The organism is Schleiferia thermophila (genome assembly GCF_003337435.1).
GTDB classification, from domain to species: domain Bacteria; phylum Bacteroidota; class Bacteroidia; order Flavobacteriales; family Schleiferiaceae; genus Schleiferia; species Schleiferia thermophila.
The window spans coordinates 152,772-166,506 of record NZ_QPJS01000002.1 but is presented as its reverse complement, the minus strand read 5'-3'; the positions used below and the strand labels follow the sequence as shown (position 1 = coordinate 166,506).

The window sequence follows — 13,735 nt, the reverse complement described above, 5'->3', positions numbered from 1 at the left end:
TTTAGGGGCATGCCCCCCGCCGGCTTAAAGGCCGGCGGGGGTCGGTGTCCTCCGAGGTACGCTTCGCTTCCGTCCCGGCTGATACAGCCGGGACCCCCTGTCGGGGCTCTACGGCCACCTCATGCAAGCCGTGCAGCCTCCCCACATCGGGCTCACCTGAGCCGCCCCCTTCAAAACCCCTCACACGATGCACATAAAGGCACCTCAGCATTTTTGCCCTCCGACACCTTTTTCAGCATCCATTGGCGCTTCGCCTTCATGTAAATATCCACAAGACGCTCCTGTGGAAATCTCCCAATAACCCCTCTTCCATTTAAATCCGCACAGCACACCGTCACATACCCGTCAGCAAGCAATACCAAAGAATGTAGCAGCAGCCTGCATCCACGCTGATACCAAGGCAGTGGATTTGGAAGTCTTTTCGGTTCATCCTCCAGCTGCCCTCCCCAGCCATGATTGTACCTCACCTCATAATCATCCGCCAGTCCCAGCAAATCGGCAAATTCTCGATTCTTTCGCAAGGCGCCAGGCAACTGGTCATCTTCTATCAGCGAAATAAATTCTACACGCACTGCATTTGGATTAGTGCGTACCGCAGCTATCAGCTCACGTGCAGTCTTGCTGAAGTCGCCCCAACTGGCCCTTCCCCGGATGTATTCATACTGCTGTGGACTACCCCCATCCATGCTGATTCTCAATACATCAATGGCCCTTGTTTCCTTCAATGCTTGGAGTAAATCCCATCGCCCCACCGTACCATTGGTCAGTAAACTCACCTTTGGAAACCTCCTCCCATGCTCCAGTGCCTTTTCCTTAGCTTTTTCTACCAAAGACAACATCTCCACAATATTTGGATGCAAGGTGCTTTCTCCTCCATTGTGCAAGTGAATCCATCTCAAATATTGCAATCGTTCATCAAAGACAATCTGATTAAGTGCCTCTCTGAAAATATCTACATCCAATCTCTTCTTGGATTTTGAATGGTCCAGAGCACACCACCGACATCGCAGATTGCAGTAGCTTACAGGTTCAATGTAGAGCTCTCGAAAACTCCTCGATGGATTTCCTCTCGTATATTGTAACCAGTACTCCATTTGAAACAATGCAGCAGAACTTATCCTGGTCCACCTCCAAATCCATGATGCTCGCCCAAAGCGCTTGCTTAAATACCTTTTGATGCTTGCTGTGTCCATATGCGAAAAGACTACCTTCCAATCCCTGGCAAAAGGAAGACAAATCACCTTACTGAAAAATGACTTAGGTTAGCCATGACCAGTCTTAACTACACCACTGAATAACTAAACGCCCGTTAAACCACCCTGAACCTTAGAAAAGTCAGTTTTATCGCTATTCAGGCCCCATACCTTTGTTGTCAATTTACAATACTTTATGAGATACGTATCACCGGCAGAAGCTGTATCAGTAGTGCAGTCAAGTCAGAGAATTTTCTTACACGGAAGTGCAGCCACACCGCAGAAGCTTGCCAAAGCACTGGCCGAACGAAAAAATGAATTGTCCGATGTAGAAGTCATCAGCATTTCCACCCTTGGCCAAATGCCCCTGGCAGCACCCGATATGGAAGGCCATTTTTACATCAATTCCCTCTTCGTATCTGCCAATATACGCGATGCCGTCAACAGCCCGCGAGGTGACTATATTCCCATTTTTTTAAGCGAAATCAATCGCCTTTTTGAACTTGGAATTTTACCTATCGATGTGGCATTCATTCATGTTTCCCCACCAGATAAACACGGCTTTTGCTCACTAGGCACCAGTATCGATGTCGCCCGTTCGGCTGTAAAACACGCCAAAAAAGTCATAGCTCAAATCAACCCTAAAATGCCACGAACACACGGCGATGGCATCATTCATCAGTCCGATATAGAAATGGCCGTATGGTGCGAAGACGACCTCCCCGAAATAGATTACAGAAAAGAAATCGGCGATTGTGAACAAAAAATTGCGCAGCACATAGCCACCCTCGTTGACGACCGATCCACCTTACAGCTGGGCATTGGCAGCATCCCCGATGCCGTACTTATGGCATTGGGCAACCACAAAGACCTCGGCATCCACACCGAAATGTTTTCCAATGGGGTAGTGGATCTGATCAAAAAGGGAGTCATCACCAATACCTATAAGAAAAAACATCGCGGCAAAGTCGTCAGTACATTTGCCATTGGCAGCAGAGAGCTCTACGACTTTCTCGATGACAATCCCTCATTCAGGTTTCTGGAAGCGAATTACGTAAACGATGGGGCCGTTATTCGCCAGAATCCAAAAATGGTCTCCATCAACTCGGCCATAGAAATAGACCTGACCGGCCAGGTATGCGCTGATTCAATTGGTACGTATCAGTATTCGGGAGTCGGCGGACAAATGGACTTTATGCGAGGAGCCGCCCTTTCAGAAGGGGGTAAACCCATTATCGCCATAGGAACTACTACCAGCAAAGGACACAGCAAAATCGTCCCGACCCTAAAATCAGGCGCCGGAGTAGTAACCACCAGAGCACATGTGCACTACGTCGTCACCGAATACGGAATCGCATACCTCTATGGAAAAAACCTACATCAGCGAGCTTTGGCATTGCGCGATATAGCCCACCCCGACCACAGAGAAATGCTCGACAAAGCCATCTACGAAAGATTCAAAATAAAAAAATCGGCTTATTGAAAATTTTTTAATTTTTGGATTGTCGCGGTACTTTCCACAAAAATTTTTAGGGGGGGTCTTGTTGTAAAAATGCTTTTTTTTGATTATACCCCCCCTTTTTTTTGTGTGTTAAACCATTTTTTTGGTAAATTTTTTTTGTGGGGCTTTCAAAAGATGCTTCATTTGCAGCTAAAATTTAAACTTTATGATGACAAGCCTTCGATTCACAGCACTTTTTGAAAGTATCAAGCGAAAACCTGTAGAGTTTTCACTCCCAACAGCCAAAGTAAGCGCGGTATTTGGCAGCCATGTATTCAACGATAGGGCGATGAAAGAATTTCTAACCTCAGAAGCTTATGAAGCCGTATTGGACGCCATCATCAATGGCTCTAAAATCTCACGTGAAAAAGCTGACCAAATAGCAGCCGGCATGAAAGCCTGGGCTACAAGCCTGGGTGCTACCCACTATACCCACTGGTTTCAGCCACTCACCGGTGCCACAGCCGAAAAACACGACTCTTTCTTCGAGCCAACCGGCGAAGGACGCGCCATAGAGAAATTCAACGGAGGCCAACTCGTCCAACAAGAACCTGATGCATCGTCCTTTCCATCCGGAGGCATCCGAAATACTTTCGAGGCACGCGGCTACACCGCATGGGACCCCACCTCTCCTGCCTTTGTCATGGGAAATACCCTCTGTATCCCCACAGTTTTTGTGTCCTATACCGGCGAAGCGCTCGACTACAAAACCCCACTGCTCAAATCCATGAATGCCCTCGACAAAGCGGCTACAGCCGTATGTCAGTATTTCGATAAAAATGTAACGAAAGTATACTCGACCCTTGGCTGGGAACAGGAATACTTCCTCATCGACACAGCTTTGTACAATGCCCGCCCCGACCTGGTTATGACAGGACGCACCCTGCTGGGTCATGCGCCAGCCAAAGGCCAGCAACTGGAAGACCACTACTTCGGCTCCATACCGGAGCGGGTAATAAAATTTATTCAAGAGCTCGAATTCGAATGCTATAAACTCGGCATTCCGGTCCGTACACGACACAACGAAGTTGCTCCCAGTCAATACGAACTGGCACCCATTTTCGAAGAGTCAAACATAGCCGTAGACCACAACTCCCTTCTGATGGACCTGATGGACAAGGTAGCCCGACGGCACAATTTCAGGGTACTTCTCCACGAAAAACCATTCGCCGGAATCAACGGAAGCGGTAAACACAACAACTGGAGCTTAGCCACCAACACCGGCAAAAACCTGCTCTCACCCGGTCGTACACCAAAGAGCAATCTGATGTTCCTAACATTCTTTGTAAACACCATCAAGGCCGTTTACGAATACGCCGATCTGCTCCGGGCATCCATCGCCTCTGCACAAAATGACCATCGCCTTGGTGCCAACGAAGCTCCTCCGGCTATAATCTCAGTTTTTATCGGAGAGTTCCTCACCTCCGTGCTCAACGAGCTTGAGAAAGTAGAAGAAGGTAAACTCTCCCCGGAACAAAAAACTGAACTAAAACTCAATGTAGTAGGCAGGATTCCGGAAATCCTGCTCGACAATACCGACCGAAACCGAACCTCTCCTTTTGCTTTCACCGGAAACAAATTTGAGTTCCGCGCCGTAGGGGCCTCGGCCAACTGTGCAGGGCCTATGACAGTACTCAATACCATAATGGCTCAACAGCTTTCTGACTTTAAAGTCGAAGTTGATAAGCTCGTCGATAGTGGAATGAAAAAAGACGATGCCATCTTCAATGTGCTTAAAAAGTACATCATCACATCAAAACCTATCCTCTTTGAAGGCGATGGCTACAGCGAGGAATGGGTAGAGGAGGCCGCTCGCCGAGGTTTAAACAACATCAAGACAACACCTCACGCCCTCAAGGCCTATATCGACCCAAAAGCGATTAAACTTTTTGAAAATCAAGACGTGATGAACGAGCGCGAAGTGCACGCCCGCTACGATATTATGCAGGAAATGTACTTCAAAAAAATTCAAATTGAAAGTCGTGTACTCGGTGACATGGCCGGAAATCACATTGTGCCCGTTGCCATTAAGTATCAAAATACTTTGATCGAAAATGTGCGTTCGCTTAAGCTGATTCTGCCCGAAAACGAATACAACCTCGTAGCTAAAGAGCAGCTCGATATGATTAAAGAAATCTCTAGGCGAGTCTCCACCATTATTGCGCTCAAAGAAGAAATGATCGAAACCCGAAAGGTTTGTAACAAAATAGAAGATGCCGAAGAACGCGCTATAGCATATTGTGAAAAAGTGCTACCCTACTTCCAGAAAATCAGATATGAAGTCGACAAACTCGAACTCCTGATCGACGACCAGCTATGGCCTCTTCCAAAATACAGGGAACTGCTCTTTTCTAAATAATCCTGATAAACCCCACTTCTGCTTAAAGGCCGCCTCGAAATGAGGCGGCCTTTTTGTTGGCCATATATTCAAAATTGCAACTCCGAAAAAATACCCCCTTGTGTAAAAAATTTTATTACGTCTTCGCGGTTAATTGGCTTTACATAAAAAGCCGTAACCAGCTTGTGCTGTGATGCTATTTCCTTGTCGCGGCCATCAATCGAGGATGTAATCATTGCCACAGAACACTGAATCTCCGGTCTTCCTTCCAAATACTCCAAAAAGTCCCATCCGCTCATTCCTGGCATATTGATATCAAGCATGATAAAAAAAAACGTATCCTCGATCCCGCTATGCGCTTTGAGATACTCTACAGTGGTCTCTGCACTTTCAAAGTCTTTTATATCGAGAGGTAATTTAGTCGATTTGACTATAATGTTATGCAGCATCAAAGTGATTTTGTCATCATCAATATTTAAAACTTCATATCGTTTCATGAGACATCCTGTGTTTTGTCATTGATGAGGTGGATTATTTCGTCCAGTTCTTTAGCCGATGCATAGATAAGTTGATTAATACTTTTGGAATCGATGTTTTTTTCCACTTCATCATACATTTCAATCAGACCTAAGATCCTGGCCAGTGGTGCTCTGACAAGATGTGACTGGGTCCAGGCAATCTCTCGAAGTTTTTTATTCTGTTCCGATAGTTTATTCATCGTTTCCTTTTCTGCAGTGATGTCATGTATCGCCCCTATAATTCTGACCACTTGCCCATTCTCAGTCAATAAAATAGCCCTGTTGAGCACATATCTGTAGTTGCCAGAGCCATCAATAATTTTATACTCTGACTCCCAGTAATTCTTCTTATCATCAATGGCGCTCCGTATACTGTTGGATACTTTTTCACGATCTTCAGGATGACAAAGAGAAAACCATCCCTCCGGTTCAGGTGGTATTTCACTTACAGGATGCCCGAAAAACAATTCAACATTCTCAGTCCATTCAATTGTCCACGAGATCCCAATCCCAGATAGCATCTGTGCTGGCCTTAGAAGCAATGCTAAATCGCATATTGGCCATTTGCAATTTCTCAAGGTTCAGTTTTGCATCATTGATGTCTTTTATCACCCCAAGAATATACACATTCTCCTCGTCTTTATGTAAATAAAGTGAACATTCCACCCAAACTGGCCTCTGTTTGTATTTAAAAAACAACAGTTCTGATTTAAAATTGTCTTTCAGTGCTTTAAATAAACTCCCATTCTTTTTTGTTACAATTGTGGATAAAGTTTTATAATGTCTCTCTTCAAAGTATCCTTTAAAGAAAGATTTTCTGACTTCTGATATATCTTCCTCCGCTATATATTTCTTTGCTGATTCGCTAATGTATTCTATAAATCCCTTGCCCGGATCATAAACAAATATGATGTCATTTGTATAAAGAGATAATACATTGAGCAACCGGGTTTTTTCCTTTAAATCTGCTTTAATAGTTACTTCATTAGTTACGTCCACAAATACTCCGGTATAACTAATATTTTCGGCGATCTTTTGACTTTTAACCCTCTGTAAAATATACTTATATCTTCCTCCGGAAACCTCCAGACGAAATATTCCATCTAGTAAAGGTTCTTTATTGAGAAATCTTCTGTAATTTTCGTTCACAAAAGCGAGGTCATCTTTGTGCACAAATTGAAGAATTCGTTTCACATCATGCTCATCGGTAAATTCACATTCAAAAACTTCAACTATCTTTTGGGAGACAAATCTTTCACCCTCGCCCGAATTGTATGACCAAAAAGCAAAATTCAAAACCTCCTCTGCATTTTTTAGTTGTTCGAAATAAAGATCGCGCTCTCTCTGAGCTATAAATTCCTTGGTAATATTTCTTACAATCAATAAAGTGTTATTGGCATCATGTGCTACAAATCTGGCTTCATACCATTGACGTTTATTGTTTACCTCCAATTCATATCGGTAGGATTCCTTGTATTCATCATCTTTCCCCAGCCGTCTTTTGAGCTCATCAGCAATGTGTTCCGGCAGAAAAAGAGTTAAATCCTGACCCAACAGGTCCTCTTTCTTTACGAGAATATCGTCTTCATCGTGGTAATAAAAAAAATTTATTTTATGCGATGTATTTTCTATTAATAACAATATGTCAGGTATAGATTGCATTACTGATGAAAGCATCTTTTTGCTTTTCGAAACTTCTGCAAATAAATGCTTAATTTCAGTTATGTTATTGCAATAGCAAATGATGTACACACTTCCCTTCTGTACAATCCTATCTAAAGAGCAATTATATTGAAATGAAGTTTGGTCATAACGAATGCTAATTTCTTTTGAACACGAATTTATTTTACCTGTGATTAGCTCATTTAAAACTTCCTCAAATTCTGCAAAATCACTAAGGAGTTCATAAAAGTTTATTAACTTAATTTTACCATTTTTTTTGTTGTTGAAAAATTGATTTTTAAAATATCCCTGAAAATACACTTCGTCACTATTGATGTTATAAATCCAGGTAAAGGAGAAATTTTGTTCCAATGCATTGTTTTTAAGAGCTTCAATTATGCTAAGCTTATTTAGTAATCCGGAGAGATTTTTATGAGAAATGAAGGTTAAAAAAAGATCAGCAATCCTGATAAACTGACGAAAAGTAAACCTTTTATCGTTTGATAGTTGCTGGTTGTAAAATACGTTGAAAATTCCCTTTCTAAAGAATCTGTTATCAATATCCAGGCTATGCTAAAAGCTACATACGTAAAGGAAATAAAGAGTACTTTTTTCACCTGTGTATTATGATCTTTCAAAAATAATCACTTTTAAAAACCGATAAAAATTTTTATCAATGCAAAAAGTTTGGATTATTCGGACAATTATAATTTCTATAATTTTTTTACTCATCAGCACCTACGATTTTGATTTTAAAATTTTGAAGTCACTTAAATTGTGGAATTTAACACACATTACAGAAAAAGGAAAGGTTAGCCTATCTATACTTTTGCGGTTTGAATTCAATATGAAGATACGTCACTTTTGTAAAGCTATCGGCAGCTTGCTGGTCTTGATGTCGTGCCAAAATGTACAAGAAAATGTAGATACAGCAGAATACGTAAAGGTAATGAAAGTATCTACTACAGACACTACACTGGATGAAGAATTTATTGCTGAGATCAAAGCCTTGAAGAATGTGGAAATTCGCAGCAGGCTAAAGGGTTATCTGGAAGAAATTTATGTGGATGAAGGTAAACCTGTGGTCAAAGGTCAGCCAATGTTTAAAATCAACGACGAAGAATACAAACTCAATCTGGCTAAAGCTACAGCAAAAGTGAAAAATGCTATAGCTGCTGAGAAAAATGCAGCTCTTGAGCTGGAAAGAGTGCGACGACTTGCAGAATCCAGTATTGTCTCACCTAGTGAATTGACTTTGGCAGAAAGCAAATACACAGCCGCAAAGGCTGATGTAGAAGAAGCTGAAGCAGAAGAAAAAATGGCACTTTTTCAACTAAATTTTACCTTGATCAAAGCCCCGTTTTCCGGTTTAATTGACCGAATCAATCAACGACAAGGTAGTCTGGTGGACGAAGGTACCCTGCTCACTACAATAAGCGAGTTGGATAAAGTCTATGCTTATTTCAATATATCTGAAAGAGAGTACTTGCAATTAAAAAATGAGTTTAGCGACAATTCGTTTATTGGTCAGAAAGTCTATCTGAAACTTGTAGACGGAAACGTATATCCGGAAGCGGGGATGATTGAAACCATGGAGAGCGAATTTGAGGCAAGTACGGGGAATATTTCAGTTAGAGCTGTCTTTCCAAATTCCCGAAGGATACTTAAACACGGTTCTACGGGTAGAATCATTTTCAGCCGACAAGTGCGGGATGGCATTTTTATTCCTCAGCGGGCAGTAATGGAGATTCAGGACAAGTATTATGTTTATATAGTGGATACCAACAAAAGAGCCAAAATGATTGCCATAAAACCCAAAAAGAGAATCACAAATTTTTATTGGATTGAGAGTGGTCTGCAGCCCGGCAATCTTCTGATTACAGAAGGTATTCAGAAAATTAAAAACAACTCTCTGGTTACTTTTTAATTTTTCCTATGCTCGATACATTTATAAAAAGGCCCATTCTTTCGGCTGTAATCAATATATTCCTCGTATTATTGGGCCTGTTGGCCATCTTTAGCCTTCCTATAACTCAATTTCCCGATATTGTGCCACCTTCGGTAGTGGTAACGGCCAAATATACGGGCGCCAACGCTGAAGTATGTACCAAAGCTGTGGCCAATCCCCTGGAAAGAGCCATCAACGGGGTACCTGGTATGACATATATGAACACCGTAACCTCCAACAACGGCACTACGCTCATACAGGTATTTTTTAAAGTAGGTACGGACCCTGACGTAGCAGCGGTCAACGTTCAGAATAGAGTAACAACCGTACTGGACGAGCTGCCTGAAGAAGTAGTAAAAGCTGGTGTAACGTCCGAAAAAGAGGTCAATTCTATTTTAATGTTTCTCAACGTATTCAGCACAGACTCCACAGTAGATGAAGAATTTGTATACAACTTCGCCAACATTAACATAATCAGGGAATTAAAACGCATTGACGGTGTCGGATTTTGCGATATACTGGGCAACAGGAATTACTCCATGCGCATCTGGTTAAAACCCGAAAAACTGGCCATTCACAAAATTTCCACAGATGAACTGATCGCCATCATCAGAGAACAAAACATTGAAGCAGCACCCGGTAAATCCGGACAATCACTGGGAAAATTGCCCCAGCAGCAGGAATATGTACTGAAATATACCGGTAAATTCAACCAACCGGAACAATTTGAAAATCTGGTAATCAGGGCCATGCCTGATGGTTCACTGCTTAAACTAAAGGACTTGACAGATATTCAGTTTGGCGCATTTGACTATGGCATGATTTCCAGGACTGACGGTCGTCCTTCAGCCACAATAATGATCAAACAGAGACCCGGCTCCAATGCTCGTAAAGTGATAACGGATGTCAAAAAACGGCTTATCGAACTAGAAACAGAAAACTTTCCCGATGGGATGCAATACAACATTGCCTATGATGTAAGCCGATTTTTGGATGCTTCCATCAAAGAAGTGTTAAAAACCCTATTGGAAGCATTTGTTCTTGTATCTCTGGTAGTTTTTATCTTTTTACAGGATTTCCGTTCCACACTGATCCCGGCTCTGGCAGTGCCTGTCTCCCTTATCGGCACATTCGCCTTCATGTCCGTTCTTGGTTTTTCTATTAATCTGCTGACCCTTTTTGCCATGGTATTGGCCATCGGAATTGTGGTAGACAACGCCATAGTTGTGGTCGAAGCAGTGCATTCCTATATGGAGATAAAAAAAATCGATGCTCGACAGGCCACTTTTGAGGCCATGCGCGATATCCGAGGGGCCCTGATATCCATTACAATAGTTATGACGGCTGTGTTTGTACCGGTTGCTTTTTTATCGGGTCCTGTGGGGATTTTTTATCGCCAGTTTTCAGTGACCATGGCCATATCCATCATTTTATCGGGGATCAATGCCGTAACGCTCACACCCGCTCTTTGTGCCCTTCTACTTAAACCTCATGCGCACACCGAACACAAAGTGCCTAAAACTGTATCCGGTAAATTCTTCTTCTTGTTCAACAGATATTTCCATAAATTAACACGGCTCTATCGTCGATCCCTAATTTTCATGGCAGGCAGAAAAACTGTAACTCTTGCTCTGTTGGCGGCTTCATTCATAGCCACCTGGGGGTTCAATTCAGTTTTACCTACGGGTTTTATTCCCACTGAAGACCAAGGAATGATCTATGTAAACGTTACTACGCCTGCGGGTGCTACCATCGACCGAACCCAAGACGCGCTTCGACAATTGGACTCCATCATCCGAACATATCCAGAAGTCGAAAACTTTTCTACCCTTGCAGGTTATTCCGTAATCACGGAGTCAAACGCCTCCTCTTTTGGTATGGGGACAATTAGCCTTATTCCTTGGGATCAACGAAAGAGAACTGTTCCTCAACTCATCGAATCCCTGCAACATGATGTCAAATACATCACAGATGCTAAAATCGAATTTCTCCCTCCGCCGGCTGTTCCCGGCTTTGGAAATGCAGCAGGGTTTGAATTCAGATTGGTAGAAAAAGCCGGTGAAGAAGACCTGATGAAAATTAAAGATGTGGTCGATACCTTTCTATTTGCTCTTAAAAACAGAGTTGAAATTGATAACATTTTTACCGGCTTCGACCCGACTTTTCCTCAATATTTACTGGTAGTAGATCAGGAACTTGCTGCCAAAAACGGCGTAACCATTGCCAATGCCATGAGCACCTTACAAACACTGGTCGGAAGTTACTACGCTTCAAACTTTATCCGATTTGGGATGACCTACAAAGTCATGCTACAGGCTTCACCAGAGTACATTACTACGCCCGAAAACATCCTAAAACATTACGTAAAGAATGACAAGGGAGAAATGGTTCAGCTCAACACATTTATTAAAGCGCAAAAAGTTTTTGGGGCTGAGCAGATTACGCGATACAACATGTATACTGCCGCCATGTTCAACGGTGAAGCTGCCAAAGGCTTTTCCTCCGGAGATGCCATCCGGGCTATTGGCGAAGAGGCAAAAAAAATTCTCCCAAAAGGATATGCTATTGAATGGGCCGGCATCACCAGAGAAGAAATACTGGCTGGCAATCAAACCATTTTTATCTATTTACTGGTAGTTTTGTTTGTTTACCTATTACTGTCTGCGCAGTATGAGAGCTTTATTCTGCCTTTGCCCGTGCTCCTGTCTCTCCCCGCAGGGATTTTTGGATCTTTTATGTTTCTAAAATTTGCCGGACTTGAAAACAACATCTACGCACAGGTTTCCATCGTAATGCTCATCGGATTGCTGGGAAAAAATGCCATCCTTATTGTAGAATTTGCCAATCAGGCCATGAAAAGTGGTAAACCACCCTTTAAAGCATCTATTGAAGGAGCCGTCGCGCGCTTGAGACCTATTCTGATGACATCGTTTGCTTTTATCGCCGGTCTAATTCCATTGATCATATCCTCAGGTGCCGGAGCCATAGGCAATAAAACCATCGGCACTACAGCAGCAGGAGGTATGCTTACCGGCACCATGGTGGGGCTTCTTCTCATTCCGGGTCTCATTGTGTTATTGAAAAAAAATGATAGATAGACTGTATTCGTTTTGCCTGCCTTGCTTGAAGTTGTTGTTCACAGCAATACTAACCGGAGTATTCGGGTCCTGTTCGACTCCAAAAAAAATCCCTCTTACTATTGCTACAACACAACTTCCGGACGCACTTCATTCCTCATATCCCACAGACTCCCTGCACACCGGCAGCATTAGTTGGAGAAAATACTTTCTCGATACCATTCTCGTACGCCACATCGAAGAAGCTCTTCAGGTTAATGCCGATTTGATTCAAGCTGTTGCAAGAATCAGTCAATCCAAAGCTCAATATCTGGCTGCTACTGGAGCCCTTTTACCCTCTCTACAAGTCCGTGGCAGAGCCGGCGGTGAACGCTTTGGAAAATACACAATGAATGGTGTGGGAAATTTTGATACAAATCTCTCCGAAAGAATTTCCGATGACCAACGCGTAAATGAAAATTTTACCCCCGATTTTTTCCTTGCCTTCGAAAGCTCCTGGGAATTAGATGTATGGGGGAAACTTCGACAAGCTCGTAAGGCCAGACAACTGGAAATCTTAGCCTCTGAAGAAGGTTTGCATCTGATAAAAACCATGATAGTAACCACTATCGCCGAACTCTATTTTACCCTTCAAGCCCTGGATGACGAAAGAGAAATTATTGAAAATGAATTGAAACTTCAAAAAGACGGGCTGGAAAAAACAAAAATATTAAAGTCATCCGGGCGCACAACCGAACTAGCCGTAAAACAATTTGAAGCGCAAATCCTCAACACCGAGGCACTGCTGAGAAAGGTTTTGATAGAGATCAACGCCACAGAAAATGCAATCAACACCCTTAAAATGCAGCCCCCGGGCCCGGTGAAAAGAAACCAGGAACTGTTTGATGCCTCAATGGACAGTACCATCGTACTCTCAACTCCGCTACAGCTGCTTTTCAACAGACCTGACATCAGGCAATCTGAAGCATTGCTTCGGGCAGCTGGTGCTGATGTAAATGCCGCACGGCTGGCGTTTTTCCCTCAGTTGACTGTAAATCCGTTTATCGGACTAAATGCATTTAAATCCAACTTGTTTCTTAATCCTGCTTCCCTGGCTTTTGCTGCTTTTGGAAATGGTATTATTCCCATCTTTCAGCAAAATCAACTTAAAGCCAATTACCGATTCCAAAATGCCAGGCTACAGCAGGCACAAGCCGAGTACCAGAAATCCATCGTCAATGCACTGAATGAAGTAAACACCAATTTGGTCTCTTTTGAAGAATATTTAAAAATATCTAAAATCAAAGGAGAAGAGACCTCGACTCTAAAAATTTCAGAAACTGTAGCAAACGAGTTGTTTCTAAACGGATATGTATCCTATCTGGACCTGCTCACCGTAAGAAGAGAAGTGCTGAAGACCCAACTCGAACATGTAGAAGCCACCCTGAACAGAAAAATTGCCCGTGTCAGACTGTACCAATCTTTAGGAGGAGGTTGGTTTTAACAGAGGTTTTTACAT

The 13,735-nt window shown here is 42.7% G+C and carries 10 protein-coding genes; 5 read left to right on the top strand and 5 right to left on the bottom strand.

Annotated elements, in window-relative coordinates:
• Positions 1-170: 170 nt before the first annotated feature.
• Complete coding sequence (locus tag DES35_RS05885; protein ID WP_037359352.1) at positions 171-1,193, bottom strand: radical SAM protein; 1,023 nt, start codon at positions 1,191-1,193, stop codon at positions 171-173.
• 196 nt (positions 1,194-1,389) lie between these two features.
• On the opposite strand from DES35_RS05885, the gene DES35_RS05880 reads away from it, so the two are divergent.
• Both DES35_RS05880 and DES35_RS05875 read left to right on the top strand, forming a co-directional pair.
• Positions 1,390-2,676 carry an acetyl-CoA hydrolase/transferase family protein gene (locus tag DES35_RS05880; protein WP_037359350.1) on the top strand — a complete coding sequence of 429 codons (1,287 nt, stop codon included), beginning with the start codon at positions 1,390-1,392 and terminating at the stop codon, positions 2,674-2,676.
• Between the two features lie 187 nt (positions 2,677-2,863).
• On the top strand, positions 2,864-5,053 hold the full coding sequence (locus DES35_RS05875) for a glutamine synthetase III family protein (protein ID WP_037359515.1): 2,190 nt from the start codon (positions 2,864-2,866) through the stop codon (positions 5,051-5,053).
• Positions 5,054-5,121: 68 nt separating this feature from the next.
• Here DES35_RS05875 and DES35_RS05870 read toward each other — a convergent pair whose 3' ends face one another.
• The 4 genes from DES35_RS05870 to DES35_RS05855 form a co-directional block, all read right to left on the bottom strand.
• Positions 5,122-5,529 (bottom strand): response regulator, encoded by a 408-nt coding sequence (locus DES35_RS05870; protein WP_051889345.1) that lies wholly within the window; start codon positions 5,527-5,529, stop codon positions 5,122-5,124.
• Positions 5,526-6,071, bottom strand: coding sequence for a PAS domain-containing protein (locus DES35_RS05865; protein ID WP_114366099.1), 546 nt, complete (start codon positions 6,069-6,071; stop codon positions 5,526-5,528). Before DES35_RS05865 ends, DES35_RS05870 begins: the two co-directional genes overlap by 4 nt.
• Positions 6,037-7,584, bottom strand: a complete 1,548-nt coding sequence (locus tag DES35_RS05860; protein WP_114366098.1) for a PAS domain-containing protein — start codon at positions 7,582-7,584, stop codon at positions 6,037-6,039. The genes DES35_RS05865 and DES35_RS05860 overlap by 35 nt, the downstream gene beginning before the upstream one ends.
• A 74-nt stretch (positions 7,585-7,658) precedes the next feature.
• Complete coding sequence (locus DES35_RS05855; protein ID WP_114366097.1) at positions 7,659-7,850, bottom strand: hypothetical protein; 192 nt, start codon at positions 7,848-7,850, stop codon at positions 7,659-7,661.
• A 38-nt stretch (positions 7,851-7,888) separates the two neighbouring features.
• Between DES35_RS05855 and DES35_RS05850 the strand changes: the two genes are divergently transcribed.
• Genes DES35_RS05850 through DES35_RS05840 form a run of 3 tightly spaced genes read left to right on the top strand, consistent with a single transcriptional unit; the run spans position 7,889 to position 13,720 of the window.
• Positions 7,889-9,139, top strand: a complete 1,251-nt coding sequence (locus DES35_RS05850; RefSeq protein WP_051889344.1) for an efflux RND transporter periplasmic adaptor subunit — start codon at positions 7,889-7,891, stop codon at positions 9,137-9,139.
• A gap of 8 nt (positions 9,140-9,147) precedes the next feature.
• Entirely contained in the window at positions 9,148-12,258 is a 3,111-nt protein-coding gene (locus DES35_RS05845; RefSeq protein WP_114366096.1) for an efflux RND transporter permease subunit, read from the top strand.
• Entirely contained in the window at positions 12,248-13,720 is a 1,473-nt protein-coding gene (locus DES35_RS05840; protein ID WP_114366095.1) for a TolC family protein, read from the top strand. Before DES35_RS05845 ends, DES35_RS05840 begins: the two co-directional genes overlap by 11 nt.
• The last annotated feature ends 15 nt before the right edge of the window (positions 13,721-13,735 follow it).

Bases quoted from the DNA above. Each gene is read 5' to 3' on its own strand.
- DES35_RS05845 (WP_114366096.1), top strand. From the start codon at position 9,148: ATGCTCGATACATTTATAAAAAGGCCCATTCTTTCGGCTGTAATCAAT.
- DES35_RS05880 (WP_037359350.1), top strand. From the start codon at position 1,390: ATGAGATACGTATCACCGGCAGAAGCTGTATCAGTAGTGCAGTCAAGT.
- DES35_RS05865 (WP_114366099.1), bottom strand. From the start codon at position 6,071: ATGCTATCTGGGATTGGGATCTCGTGGACAATTGAATGGACTGAGAAT.
- DES35_RS05870 (WP_051889345.1), bottom strand. From the start codon at position 5,529: ATGAAACGATATGAAGTTTTAAATATTGATGATGACAAAATCACTTTG.
- DES35_RS05885 (WP_037359352.1), bottom strand. From the start codon at position 1,193: ATGGACACAGCAAGCATCAAAAGGTATTTAAGCAAGCGCTTTGGGCGA.
- DES35_RS05840 (WP_114366095.1), top strand. From the start codon at position 12,248: ATGATAGATAGACTGTATTCGTTTTGCCTGCCTTGCTTGAAGTTGTTG.
- DES35_RS05875 (WP_037359515.1), top strand. From the start codon at position 2,864: ATGACAAGCCTTCGATTCACAGCACTTTTTGAAAGTATCAAGCGAAAA.
- DES35_RS05850 (WP_051889344.1), top strand. From the start codon at position 7,889: ATGCAAAAAGTTTGGATTATTCGGACAATTATAATTTCTATAATTTTT.